This is a genomic window from Pseudomonas sp. Irchel 3A7 (genome assembly GCF_900187565.1).
Lineage (GTDB): Bacteria > Pseudomonadota > Gammaproteobacteria > Pseudomonadales > Pseudomonadaceae > Aquipseudomonas.
Window position 1 is genome coordinate 255,591 of sequence record NZ_FYED01000008.1, and the last position, 12,433, is coordinate 268,023.

General features: G+C 62.3%; 12 protein-coding genes. 9 read left to right on the plus strand and 3 right to left on the minus strand.

Going from position 1 to position 12,433, the window contains the following annotated elements:
• The first annotated feature begins 53 nt into the window (after nt 1–53).
• Genes CKW21_RS15690 through CKW21_RS15715 form a run of 6 tightly spaced genes read left to right on the plus strand, consistent with a single transcriptional unit; the run spans nt 54 to nt 4,649 of the window.
• Nucleotides 54–1,517, plus strand: coding sequence for an aldehyde dehydrogenase family protein (locus tag CKW21_RS15690; RefSeq protein ID WP_095194850.1), 1,464 nt, complete (start codon nt 54–56; stop codon nt 1,515–1,517).
• Nucleotides 1,518–1,525: 8 nt separating this feature from the next.
• The gene (locus tag CKW21_RS15695; protein WP_095194851.1) at nt 1,526–2,593 is read left to right on the plus strand and encodes a maleylacetate reductase; all 1,068 of its coding nucleotides are present in this window, start codon (nt 1,526–1,528) and stop codon (nt 2,591–2,593) included.
• A gap of 24 nt (nt 2,594–2,617) precedes the next feature.
• Nucleotides 2,618–3,490, plus strand: coding sequence for a dioxygenase (locus CKW21_RS15700; RefSeq protein WP_095194852.1), 873 nt, complete (start codon nt 2,618–2,620; stop codon nt 3,488–3,490).
• A gap of 3 nt (nt 3,491–3,493) precedes the next feature.
• On the plus strand, nt 3,494–3,802 hold the full coding sequence (locus CKW21_RS15705) for a YciI family protein (protein WP_095194853.1): 309 nt from the start codon (nt 3,494–3,496) through the stop codon (nt 3,800–3,802).
• Between the two features lie 2 nt (nt 3,803–3,804).
• Complete coding sequence (locus CKW21_RS15710) at nt 3,805–4,152, plus strand: Rieske 2Fe-2S domain-containing protein (RefSeq protein ID WP_095194854.1); 348 nt, start codon at nt 3,805–3,807, stop codon at nt 4,150–4,152.
• A 44-nt stretch (nt 4,153–4,196) separates the two neighbouring features.
• A complete protein-coding gene (locus tag CKW21_RS15715; protein ID WP_095194906.1) occupies nt 4,197–4,649 on the plus strand; it encodes a YMGG-like glycine zipper-containing protein in 453 nt (150 codons plus the stop codon).
• A gap of 126 nt (nt 4,650–4,775) precedes the next feature.
• Here the strand turns inward: CKW21_RS15715 and CKW21_RS15720 are convergent, their stop codons facing one another.
• Genes CKW21_RS15720 through CKW21_RS15730 form a run of 3 tightly spaced genes read right to left on the minus strand, consistent with a single transcriptional unit; the run spans nt 4,776 to nt 8,440 of the window.
• Complete coding sequence (locus CKW21_RS15720; protein WP_095194855.1) at nt 4,776–5,801, minus strand: DUF2955 domain-containing protein; 1,026 nt, start codon at nt 5,799–5,801, stop codon at nt 4,776–4,778.
• Nucleotides 5,791–6,918, minus strand: coding sequence for an HlyD family secretion protein (locus CKW21_RS15725; protein WP_095194856.1), 1,128 nt, complete (start codon nt 6,916–6,918; stop codon nt 5,791–5,793). The genes CKW21_RS15720 and CKW21_RS15725 overlap by 11 nt, the downstream gene beginning before the upstream one ends.
• A complete protein-coding gene (locus tag CKW21_RS15730) occupies nt 6,911–8,440 on the minus strand; it encodes a TolC family protein (protein WP_095194857.1) in 1,530 nt (509 codons plus the stop codon). The genes CKW21_RS15725 and CKW21_RS15730 overlap by 8 nt, the downstream gene beginning before the upstream one ends.
• Before the next feature lie 306 nt (nt 8,441–8,746).
• Here CKW21_RS15730 and CKW21_RS32075 point away from each other — a divergent pair, with 306 nt between their 5' ends.
• The 3 genes from CKW21_RS32075 (at nt 8,747) to CKW21_RS15745 (ending at nt 12,422) form a co-directional block, all read left to right on the plus strand.
• The gene (locus tag CKW21_RS32075; RefSeq protein ID WP_095194858.1) at nt 8,747–10,750 is read left to right on the plus strand and encodes an aminotransferase class I/II-fold pyridoxal phosphate-dependent enzyme; all 2,004 of its coding nucleotides are present in this window, start codon (nt 8,747–8,749) and stop codon (nt 10,748–10,750) included.
• A gap of 24 nt (nt 10,751–10,774) precedes the next feature.
• Complete coding sequence (locus tag CKW21_RS15740; RefSeq protein ID WP_095194859.1) at nt 10,775–11,563, plus strand: transporter substrate-binding domain-containing protein; 789 nt, start codon at nt 10,775–10,777, stop codon at nt 11,561–11,563.
• 145 nt (nt 11,564–11,708) lie between these two features.
• Nucleotides 11,709–12,422, plus strand: coding sequence for an ABC transporter permease (locus CKW21_RS15745; RefSeq protein ID WP_095194860.1), 714 nt, complete (start codon nt 11,709–11,711; stop codon nt 12,420–12,422).
• Nucleotides 12,423–12,433: the final 11 nt, after the last annotated feature.

Below are 12,433 nucleotides of genomic sequence, written 5' to 3' on the forward strand. Positions count from 1 at the left end.
CAAGAATCAAGTCATCAGACACTGCGCCCCAGGCGCGGTGCGAGGAAAATATTATGCAAAATCAGCTCTATATCGATGGCCGATTCGTGGATGCGGTCGCCGGTGGCACCATCGACGTCGTCTCGCCCCATGACGGCTCGCTGATCACCCGCATTGCCGCCGCCGAAGCCGCTGACATCGATCTCGCGGTGGCCGCCGCCAAACGTGCGTTCCCGGCCTGGTCGGCCCTGGGCGCCGCCGAACGCGGGCGGCTGTTGCTCAAACTGGCGGACAGGATCGAAGAATGCGGTGAAGAGCTGGCGCAGCTCGAATCCCTCAACACCGGGCATCCGATTCGTGATTCCCGTGGCCTCGACGTACCGCGCACCGCCGCCTGTTTCCGCTATTTCGGCGGGATGGCCGACAAGATCGAAGGTTCGGTGATTCCGGTCGAAGCCGGCTTCCTCAATTACGTGCAGCGCAAGCCGATTGGTGTGGTGGGGCAGATCGTGCCCTGGAACTTTCCGTTGATGTTCACCAGTTGGAAAATGGGCCCGGCGCTCGCAGCAGGCAACACCATTGTCATCAAGCCGTCGGAAATCACCCCGCTGACGACTTTGCGTATCGTCGAACTGATGACGCAAGTCGGTTTCCCCAAAGGCGTGGTCAACGTGGTGCCGGGTTACGGCCATACCGCGGGCCAGGCACTGGCCGAACACCTGGATGTGGGCAAGATTGCCTTTACCGGGTCCACGGCGACGGGGCGGCGGATTGTTGAAGCGTCGAAAAGCAATCTCAAGCGCATTCAGCTGGAGCTGGGCGGAAAAGGCGCCAATATTGTGTTTGCAGACGCCAACCTGGAAGCGGCGGTCAACGGCGCGGCCTGGGCGATCTTCCACAATCAGGGGCAGGCCTGCATCGCCGGTTCGCGTTTGATTCTGCACAAAGACATCGCCGACGCATTCCTTGAGCGTTTCATCGCCCTGGCCAAATCCATTCGCCTCGGCAACCCGATGGACCCCGAAACCGAAATGGGTCCGCTGACCTCGGCGCTGCATCGTGATCGCGTGATGTCTTACGTCGATATCGCCATTGAACAAGGCGGCAAGATCCTGGCGGGCGGCAAGGCACCGGACGACAAGGCGTTGGCCAACGGTTTTTATATCGAACCCACCGTTGTCGAGGCCAAGCCCGGTGATCGAGTCTGCCAGGAAGAAGTCTTCGGCCCCTTCGTCACCGTGGTGCGTTTCAGCACCGACGAAGAAGCCTTGGCCATCGCCAACGGCACCGAGTACGGATTGGGCAGTGGCCTGTGGACGCAGAACCTGGGCCGGGCGCACAAAATGGCCGACGCGATTCACGCCGGCATGTGCTGGATCAACTGCTACAAACGCGTCAGCCCGGGCAGCCCGTTCGGCGGTGTAGGGCAATCGGGCTATGGCCGTGAAATGGGCTTCGAGGCGATCCACGACTACACCGAAGCCCGCTCGGTCTGGGTCAACGTCGACGCCAAAATCGCTCCACACTTCAAGCGCTGAGGTCTGCCATGAATGCTTTCATCTACCAAAGCCTGCCGACCCGCGTGGTGTTCGGCTGGGGCAAGCTCTCGGCGTTGGCTGAAGAGATCGAACGGCTGGGTGCCCGGCGTGCGCTGATCCTCACCACGCCCGAGCAGCACGGGCTCGGTGAACAGGTCGCGGCATTGCTCGGCGATCGCGCGGCGGGTGTTTATTCGAAGGCGGTGATGCACGTTCCGCTGGAAGTGGCGCAAGCGGCGCGAGTCGAAGCGGCACGTCTGGATGCTGATTGCTGCGTGGCCATCGGCGGTGGATCGACCATCGGCCTGGGCAAGGCGATTGCCATGGATTCCGGACTGCCGATCGTAGCCGTGCCGACGACTTACGCCGGCTCGGAGATGACGCCGATCTACGGGTTGACCGAAAACCGCCTGAAGAAAACCGGACGTGACCCTAGGGTTTTGCCGAAAACCGTGATCTATGACCCGCAATTGACGCTGACATTGCCGGCGCAGATTTCGGCCTGCTCGGGCATGAACGCCATGGCCCACGCCGTTGAAGCGCTGTACGCCCAGGACGCCAACCCGATCATCGGCTTCATGGCCGAAGAATCGATACGCTCGCTGGCGCAGGCGTTGCCGGGCGTGGTCAATGATCCGAATGATCCGCAGGCGCGCAGCCAGGCGTTGTACGGCGCCTGGCTGGCAGGCATCTGCCTGGGGTCAGTCGGCATGGCGTTGCACCACAAGCTGTGCCACACCCTGGGCGGAACCTTCAATCTGCCCCACGCACAAGCGCACGCCATCGTCTTGCCCCATGCCGCCCATTACAACCGTGAAGCGGCGGCAGGACCGTTGCAGCGTGCCGCGCGTGCCCTGGGTGGCAGCGAGGCGAGCGAGGTGGGTGGCTTGCTGTACGCGCTGAACCGGAAGCTGGGTATTCCATTGGCGCTGGCGGACATCGGCCTGCCTGAAAACGGACCGGCCGAAGCCGCGCAAATCGCCTGCGCCAGCCCTTACTACAATCCCCGGCCGTTTGAACAAGGCCCGATTGAAGCGTTGCTGACCCGCGCCTTCAAAGGCCTGGCGCCGGCCTGATCTCATCCCGTCGGAATAATAACAATGACCGATCAAGACAAAATCATCGAATCACTGATCTCCGAAAAAGCGCTGAACAGCTTCAAAAATGCGCCAAACGCGCGTTACAGACAGATCATGCAAAGCCTGGTGCGCCACCTGCACGGGTTTGTCAGTGAGGTCGAACTGACCGAGCAGGAATGGTTTGAAGGCATCCGCTTTCTCACCGAAACCGGCCAGAAATGCGATGGCCGGGTGCGTCAGGAATTCATTCTGCTGTCCGATACCCTCGGTGTTTCGATGCTGGTCGACGCGATCAACCACCGGCACAGTGCCAATGCCACCGACACTACGGTGTTCGGGCCGTTCTATATCGAAGGCATGCCTGAGCGTGAATTCGGCGAGAAGATGGCGTTCACCCCCGGTGAAGCGGCGCTGGTGCGCGGTCGCGTGGTCGATACCCGGGGCAATCCCCTGGCCGGCGCGGTGCTGGATGTCTGGCAGACCGCCGAAAATGGCATGTATTCGGGCCAGGACACCGCACAGCCGTTCGGTAACCTGCGCGGTCGCTATCGCACCAATGCCGACGGCTACTTCGCCATTCGCACGATTGTCCCTGTGTGCTACCCGATTCCAACCGATGGCCCGGTCGGTCGCATGCTCGATGCGGCCAATCGCCATCCGTGGCGGCCTGCGCATCTGCACTTCATGATCGATGTACCGGGGTATCGCAAATTGGTGACCCACTTGTTCAATCACGATGATCCGTATCTGGAGTCCGATGCCGTGTTCGGCGTCAAACAGTCGCTACAGGTGATTTATGAGGACCGGGTCATCCATGATGACGTGTCCGAACAACTGGATATCCAGTTGCCGTTCAAACGGGCGTGTTACGAATTCGTCATGGAAACAGAGTGAAGCATGGGCCAGTTTTTTGCGGTATATGCCACCGATCATCCGGATTCCCAGGCGTTGCGTCAGCGCTTGCGGCCCAGTCATCAAGCCCATTTGCGCGCCGGCAAGCATCGTGTCGTGGTGCGCCTGGGCGGTCCGACCCTGGATGAAGCCGGGGCCGCGATGAATGGCACATTGCTGGTGGTCGAGGCGGGCAGCCTGCCGGAGGTGGAAGCGTTCATCCAGGACGACCCCTATGTACAGGCCGGACTGTTTGCCAATATCCAGATTCGTCCCTGGCATTGGAGCCTGGGCAATCCTGAAATGCGTGGCTGATCATGACCACTATCACGTTGTGCCAGCGCGAAGACATCGCTGACGGTGGCGCCCTGGGCCTGCCCGAACACCGGCAACTGCATCCGGCGGGACTGATCGCCGTGAGGCAAGGCGAGCACGTGTGGGTCTACATCAACCGATGCCCGCATTTTTCCGTGCCGCTGGACTATCGCCCGCAGGCGTTCTGCACCTATCGCGGCAAGGTCCTGATGTGCGCGCATCACAGTGCGATGTTTCGTTTCCAGGACGGACACTGCATCGACGGCCCGTGCAAAGGGGCGCAGTTGGAGGCGGTACCTGTGCGTTGGGTCGGAAATAGCCTGGTCATGGAGGTGGATGAAGCGGGGTGATCTACAATTTCTTGAGGGTGAACCACGCCCATCCGGAGGTCACCATGAAACTGTCACCCCTCAGCCTATGCATCGCATTGGCGGTTTTCAGTGCCCAGGGATGGGCCGAAACCGTGGTGCCGCTCAAAGGCCAAAGTTCGCAACAGACGCAAGTGGACATCAACGAGTGTCACAGCATCGCCGCCAGTCAGGCTTCGTCGACGTCAACCACGGCGTCCGGCGGTCGGCTCAAGGGGGCCGCCGTGGGTGCGGCGGCCGGGGCGGCGGGGGCGCAAGTGCGTGGCCGTCAGCATGACGAGTTCTATGATCGCGTCGATGACGATACCAAGCAGGATTATCGGCAGAATCGCGCCAAAGAGACTGCCGCCGCCGGTGCCGTGGTCGGCGGTTCACGCCAGCGCCAGGAACGCCGCGCCCAGGAAAAAACCGCGGCCGCGACCACTTCGACGGCCTATACCAGTTGTTTGCAGGGCAAGGGTTATCAGGTCAATCCCTGAGTCTGTGCCTGCCACGGCTAATCCTGTGGGAGCGAGCCTGCTCGCGAAAGCGTTGGGTCAGTCAACATTGATGCTGAAGCTGATGACCTCTTCGCGAGCAGGCTCGCTCCCACAAGGATCGCGGCATCAGGCCCTGATAATGGTTTTTTGCCGTTGTTCGAGCAGATGCACCATCAAACAGGCATACAGCGTCACCGCGATGAACAACCCCATGCGCACCGCAAACGCGGTGTAGACGTCCTTGCCCGCCGCGCTGTCCTGCACCGATTGCCCCAACAGGATAATCATCGTGATCAGGCTGTTGAGCCAGAACCCGGGGCTGAACCGGCCTGGACTCAATCCATAGAGCTTGCGCGCCAGCAGCAGCGTGAACAGCAACATCCACCAAAAGAACATCCACAGGTGCACGAACAGGCTGAGCGCACACCAGAACAGGATGGCCAGCAAGCCGCCAAGCAGGGTAGAACCGACCAGTTCGCGTCCGGCGTTGCGCGCCGAGGTCGTCGAACTCTGTTGCCCCAGATTGACCGCCTTGAGGACGATGGGCAGGTAGCTGGCCGGATCGATCAGCGCCATCAGGAACGCGGGTATAACGATCAGGGTGGCACGCAACGCCACCCGGCCAACTTCGTCCGGTGCCAATGTCGGGACAGCGGGTGGTGCAGGGGCATCGTCAGGCTCGGGGAACAGCCAGTGACTCAAGATCCCCACCATGACCGCCAGCAAGAGTCCCGCGACCAATGCCTTGATGACCATCAGCGCCAGGTCGAATTCCAGGACGCCAGCGGAGGAAATCATGGTCAGGCCAATGATCAGGAAGGTGACGATCAGGTTGTTGCCACCGCGCAGGCCAAAACGAAAGACTGCAAACAGACAGAGCCCGATCAACAGCACACCACTGACAGCGAAGTAACGCAGGACCGGGATCAGCAGCAGGCCGATACCGGTGGTCAACATTGCGACCAGCGCCAGTATCACGGCGGCCTTGAAGGGCAGTGGGCGGTTGGATGCGACCAGCAGCAGCGCACCCAGCACCGGCGCCAGAAAGGGAATCGGCAATGCCAGGCCATAACTGGCCGCCAGACACAGGGCGGTCCCCGTGGCCAGGCGCAGAGCACGCTGAACCCTTGGCGAGCGCTGCTTAATAGACATACGACAGCCAGCTCATCAGCCACAGAAACACCCGGCCCAGCGGGTTCAACAGGTGGCCTTCGCTGGGAAAGGCCATGACCTCGGCCTGGCCACCGGCACGGATGGCGCGGTTGTCCTTGAGCATGGTCAGTGACTCGGGGGAAAACTCGATGATCACCGGAAACCGCTGGGCCGGACGCAGCCAGTCACGGCTGTTCTGCACCGTCGGCAGACTGCCCGGGGCGGGCGGCTGGCCCACACTGACCCCATAACCGACACTGCGCACGCGGCCCTCGAACACTTCGCCGGGCAGTGCATCCAACACGATCGACACCGGTGAGTCGGGCTGGACCAAGGCCAGGTTGTTTTCGGTCATGTCGGCACTGATCCACACATCGTGGATCGCGATCAGGGTCATCACCGGGTTGCCCGCCGCGGCGAACTGGCCGACGTCGGTGCGCAAGTCGGTGATCAGCCCGGCCGAGCGTGCACGAACCTGAGTGTTGGCAAGATCCAGTTCGGCTTTCGACAGGGCGGTGGCGGCGCTGCGCAGCAGGGCGTTGTCTTCCTCGCTGCCGCCTTCCTGCTCGCGGGCACGCTGCACTTCGGCGCGGGCCGCGGCGACCTTGCTGACGGCGGCTTCGTGGTTGGCGCGGGAGACTTCCAGCAAGCGTACGGAAATGGTGCCGGGGTCTTCGCGGTACAGGCCTTCAAGGCGCTGATTGTCCTGGCGTGCCTTGAGTTCGTTGGCCTGTGCCGCCCGCAGGTTGGCCTGCGCCGAAGCGATGCCGGCGGTACTGGCGCCGATCTGCCGGCGGGTGGATTCAAGGTCTGCCCGCGCCCGGTCGACCGCGATCTGATACGGCTGCGGGTCGATCTCGAATATGACGTCCCCGGCCTTGACGTCCTGGTTGTTGCGCACATGCACGCGGATCACCCGACCCGCGACTTCCGCCGCCACCGGAATCACGAACGCGCCGACCCGTGCCTGTTGCGTGTAGGGCGTGAAGCGGTCAGCCAGCAGATACCAGGTCAGGCTCAATACGATCGGCAGCAGAACCCATTTGATGCCTTTTTTGGTCGGATCGGCGGCCGCTGGCTGCGGAGCATCGGAGGAGGGAGGCGCGGCGTCAGTCATGGTGGCTTACCGGGTTGGGAAAGGAAGCGGCGGGCTGAGGCTCGGACAGCAGGTCGCCCCAATCGGTGCGTTGTTCCATTTGCCGGCGCGTGGCCGGATCGACTTTGGCCAGGGCGCTGTACCAGCCACCGCCCAGGGCCTTGTACAGAGCAATCACGTTAGTCACCGCATCACCCCGACTGACCAGGTAGCTGTCCTGGGTATCGAGCAGGGCGCGCTGGGCATCCAGTACCCGCTGAAAGTCCGAATAGCCCTCGCGATAAAGCGCGTTGGCCAGCTCCAGCGAGCGTTTCGCCGCACCTTCGGCCTCACGCAGGATGCGTTCGCGCTGCAAGGCCTGGGTCAGGCCGTTGGCGGCATCGTCCGCCTCGCGTGCAGCCTGGCGCACCTTGTCGCGATAGGCCTCGATCAGCTGTTGCAGGCGCGCATCCTGCACCCGCACGTTGTTGCCGATACGGCCGTAGTCGAACACGTTCCAGCGCAGGCTCGGGCCGCCAATCAGGTCCAGGCTGCGGGAGCTGCCGCTCAAGGTATCGGTGGACCAGACAATGCTGCCGAGCAGGCTCAGCGACGGGTAAAAATCGGTTTCGGCGACGCCTACCAGCGCCGACTGCGCGGCCACATTCAGTTCGGCAGCGCGCACGTCGGGACGGCGCAGCAGCAGCTGGGCCGGCACATCCTGCAGCACGGCGCGGTCCACCAGCGGGATCAATCCGTTGTTCTCGACCACCAGCGGCAGTGCTCCCGGCGGCTGACCGATCAGTACCGCCAGGGCATTGCGCAAGCGCACCAGTTGATCTTGCAGGACGGGGATGCTGCTCAGGGTACCGAGGTATTGGGTCTTGGCTTGTTGCAGGTCGAGTTCGGCGGTCTGTCCGCTCTTGAACAGTTTTTCGGTGATTTCGTAATTGCGCTTCTGCTGGCGGGCGTTTTCCTCGGCCACCCGCAAACGGGCCTGGGTCGTTCGAAGCGAAAAATAACTGTCGGCAACCTGTGCGCGAAGCAGAACCAGGGCGTCGTCATAGTTGGCCTCAGCGGCGAAATAGCTGGCATCGGACGCCTCGATGGCGCGGCTGAAACGCCCCCAGAAATCCAGTTCCCAGCCCACATCGAAACCGGCGCTGTGCTGCCAGAATCGGCTGTCTATCGGGTTACGCCCGCCCGATTGATCCCGATGGATGTACACACTGTCGGCACTGATCTGCTGCAGTTGCGGGTAGCGGCCGCTTTCGGCGATGCCCAATTGCGCGCGGGCCTCCATCACCCGCAGACCGACAATCTTCAGGCTGGAATTGTTCGCGTCGGCTTCGGCGATCAACCGGTTCAGGGTCGGATCGGCAAAAATCTCCCACCACTGGCGAATGTCCGGTTGCAACGCCCGCTGGCTGGCGTGGTCGAGGTTCGGCGTATTCCAGTGATCGACCCAGGGCTCGCCGGGCGACTGGAAGTCCGGCCCCAAGCGCACGCAACCGCCAAGGGCGAGCACGGCAAACAGCAGCAATGGGCGGGTGGATGGAGGCATTGCGCGGTTCCGACCGAGGAATATCACAGCAGCATAGACGCCAGGAGGGTGGGTGGTACGCAATCCCTTGTGGGAACGAGCCTGCTCGCGAAAGCGGTGGGTCAGTCAGCATCAATGTTGGATGTGATGGCCTCTTCGCGAGCAGGCTCGCTCCCACAGACTGTCGTAAAAACGACCTGTTTACGCTGAACACGAACCCCGACCAGTTTTCTGTTGAACGACTGTTCAGCTTGGACTATGTTCGTTCCACCTTCTCTCCCGGCTGGTTGCGGGCTTGCGTTTCTTCATTTTGAACGAGGCACTGGCATGCGGTTTTCACCCTTTGTTGAGCGGATCTCGGGGCAAGGCGTTGCCGCCTGGGACATCCACAATGCCGCCTTTGAAGCACGGCGCGGTGGGGAAGATGTGATCATTCTCAGTGTCGGCGATCCGGACTTCCCCACGCCCGACTTCATCACCGATGCCGCCATCCAGGCCTTGCGCGAAGGCGACACTCACTACACGGAAATCGCCGGTCGCCCGACCTTGCGCGAAGCCCTCGCCACGCGTTACGGCAAGCTGTTCGACCGCGAGCTGCAAGCGGACAACGTGATCGCGGTGGCGGGTGCACAGAACGCGCTGTTCGTCACGTCGATGTGCCTGCTCAGCGCCGGCGACGAAGTGATTGCCCTGGATCCGATGTACGTGACTTACGAGGCGACGCTCAAGGCCTCCGGCGCGACACTGGTGCGGGTGCCGTGCTCGGCGGACGATGATTTCCGCCTCGATGCGGCGGTGCTGGCCAAAGCCATCACGCCGCGGACCCGGGCGATTTTTCTGTCCAACCCGAACAACCCGACCGGGGTCATGCTCAACCGCGAAGAACTGCAAGCCATCGCTGATCTGGCCATCGCCCATGACCTGTGGGTGGTGGTCGACGAAGTTTATGAAAGCCTGGCGTTCGAGCGCGACCACCTGAGCATGGCGGCCTTGCCGGGCATGGCCGAGCGTTGCGTGGTGATCGCCAGCCTGTCGAAATCCCACGCCATGACCGGTTGGCGAATCGGCTGGATCGTCGCCCATCCGTCCCTGATCGCCCATGCCGAAACCCTGGTGCTGAGCATGCTCTACGGCTTGCCGGGGTTCGCCATGGAAGCCGCACTCAAGGCCGTGCAGGCCCACGACGAAGTCACCCACGGCATGCGCGACATCTACCGGCGGCGGCGCGATCTGCTGGTGGCGGGACTGTCGGAGTGTCCGGGCATCAGCGTGCTCAAGCCTGACGCCGGCATGTTCGTGCTGGTGGACGTACGCGCAACCGGCCTGAGTTCGCTGGAGTTCGCCTGGCGGCTGTTGCGCGAGGCGCGGGTGTCAGTGCTGGATGCCGCGGCGTTCGGCGAGCCGGCGCAGGGTTTCGTGCGGCTGTCGTTCACCCTCGGTGAAGAACGGCTGGCCGAGGCCTGCCAGCGAATCCGCGACTTCGTCCTGGTGCTCAAGGGCGAAGCACCACGGCCCGTGATCAGTCGCGTGACGTACTCGACAGGGGCCGAACCGGTTGCCGCCCGGACCATGATCGAAGTCGAGCGCCTGCACAAACGCTTCGGCAATATTGAAGTGCTCAAGGGCGTGTCCCTGACGGCCCGCGAAGGCGAGGTGATCTCGCTGATCGGTGCCAGCGGTTCGGGCAAAAGCACCTTGTTGCGCTGCATCAACATGCTCGAAGTGCCGGACCAGGGGCGCATTCTGGTGGACGGCGAAAGCATTCACCTGAACCACTCGCGCCCCGGTGCACCGCTGGTTTCCGATGCAAAGCAACTGGTGCGCATCCGTTCCAGCCTGGGCATGGTGTTCCAGAACTTCAACCTCTGGCCCCATCGCACGGTGCTGGAAAACCTCATCGAAGCGCCGACCCAGGTCCTTCGCGAAAGCAAGGCGGAGGCCACTGAACGGGCCGAAGCCTTGCTCGAGCGCGTGGGGCTGGCGGCCAAGCGCAACGAGTACCCGGCGTTTCTCTCCGGGGGACAGCAACAACGGGTGGCCATCGCCCGGGCCCTGGCCATGCGGCCCAAGGTCATGCTGTTCGATGAACCCACCTCGGCACTCGACCCGGAACTGGTCGGGGAAGTGCTGCGGGTGATCCGCTCTCTCGCCGAAGAAGGCCGGACCATGATCCTGGTGACCCATGAGATGGCTTTCGCACGCGATGTCTCTTCCAAAGTCGCCTTTTTGCATCAGGGGCTGATCGAGGAAACCGGTTCGCCGGACGAAGTGTTCGTACACCCACGCAGCGAGCGTTGCCGGCAATTCGTCAACGCTCATCAGACTCGCTAAAAACAACAAAAGACGGGGAAAACCATGGGAAATCGACGTTTGGCAAACTGGTTGACTGGCGCGGCCTGCGTAATGCTGGCCGGCATGAGCGCGGCCCAGGCGCAACCGATCAGGTTCGCGGTGGCCGCCGAACCCTATCCGCCGTACACCGAGAAGCAGGCCAACGGTGAGTGGAAGGGCTTTGAGGTCGACCTGATCCACAAGCTGTGCAGCGAAATGAAAGCCGAATGCGAGATCAAGGAAGTGGCGTGGGACGGGATCATTCCGTCGCTGCTGGCCAAGAAGATCGACGTGATTTTCTCCTCGATGTCGGTGACCGAAGAGCGGGAAAAACAGATTGCGTTCAGCAAGGCTTACTACGACTCGGTGGTGGCGATTGTCGGGCCCAAGGACGCGGTCGTGAAAAAATACCCGGACGATCTCAAGGGCAAGACCATCGGCGTGCAGAACTCGACGGTGAGCGCCAGCTACCTGAAGACCTACTACGAAAAAATTGCCGACGTTAAGTATTACGACACCCAGGACTCGGTGAACGCCGACCTGATTGCCGGTCGCATCGACCTGATGATGGCCGACGGCACGGCCATGGCGGCCTTCGTCAAGACCCCGGATGCCAGCAAAAGCAATCTGGACTACCTCGGCGCCGTGCCCTACGACCCGATCTTCGGCAAGGGCGTGGGCGCCGGCCTGCGCAAGGACGACACCGAACTCAAGGCCAAGCTCGACAAGGCCATCCAGGAACTGCTGGCGAGCAAGGACTACGACGACCTGTCCCAGAGCTACTTCGGTACCAGCGTGAAGCCGACGTTCTGACCACCTGGGCGCCGAGTCCCCCTTGTGGGAGCGAGCCTGCTCGCGAATGCGGTGTGTCAGTCAACATCATCGCTGAATGACACACCGCATTCGCGAGCAGGCTCGCTCCTACAGGGGATCGGTGGTGCTCTGACTGGAGACTGAAATGCCAGCAATGTTCGATTTGATCGGTTTCAGCGAGCAAGGGTGGGGCGGGGCGCTGCTCAAGGGGCTCTGGATGACCCTGCAGATATCGGCGGGGGCCTTTGTGCTCGGGTTGGCCATCGGCCTGGTGGTGGCCTGCCTGAAGCTGGGTGCGCCAAAACCGATTGCGGTGCTGGCCCGCGGCTACACCACCCTGTTCCGCGCGGTGCCGGAGTTGCTGCTGATCCTGCTGCTGTATTACGTCGGTTCCATGTTGCTCAACTCGCTGATGACCTCGCTCGGTCATGGCGCGGTGAATGTCAGCGGTCCGCTGGCGGCCATCGTGGTACTGGGGCTGGTGCAGGGCGCCTACGCCTCGGAAATTTTCCGCGCGGCGATCCAGGCGATTCCTTTTGGCCAGATCGAAGCGGCGAAGGCCTTCGGTCTGCATGGCTTTGGTCTGTTCCGCCGCGTCACGCTGCCGATCATGGCGCCCTACGCGATGGCAGGGATGGCCAACCTGTGGATCAACCTGATCAAGGACAGCGCGCTGATCAGCGTGGTCGGCACCAACGAGCTGCTGTACACCGCCAAGCAAGGCGCGGGGTCGACGCGTCACTACCTGTTGTTCTACCTCACGGCCGCCGCCCTGTATTACGCGGTGACGCTGGTGTCCAACTACCTGTCGGGACGGTTGGAGCGACGCATTCGTCGCTGGATGCCTCTTGTTGACTAAACCGGCTGAGA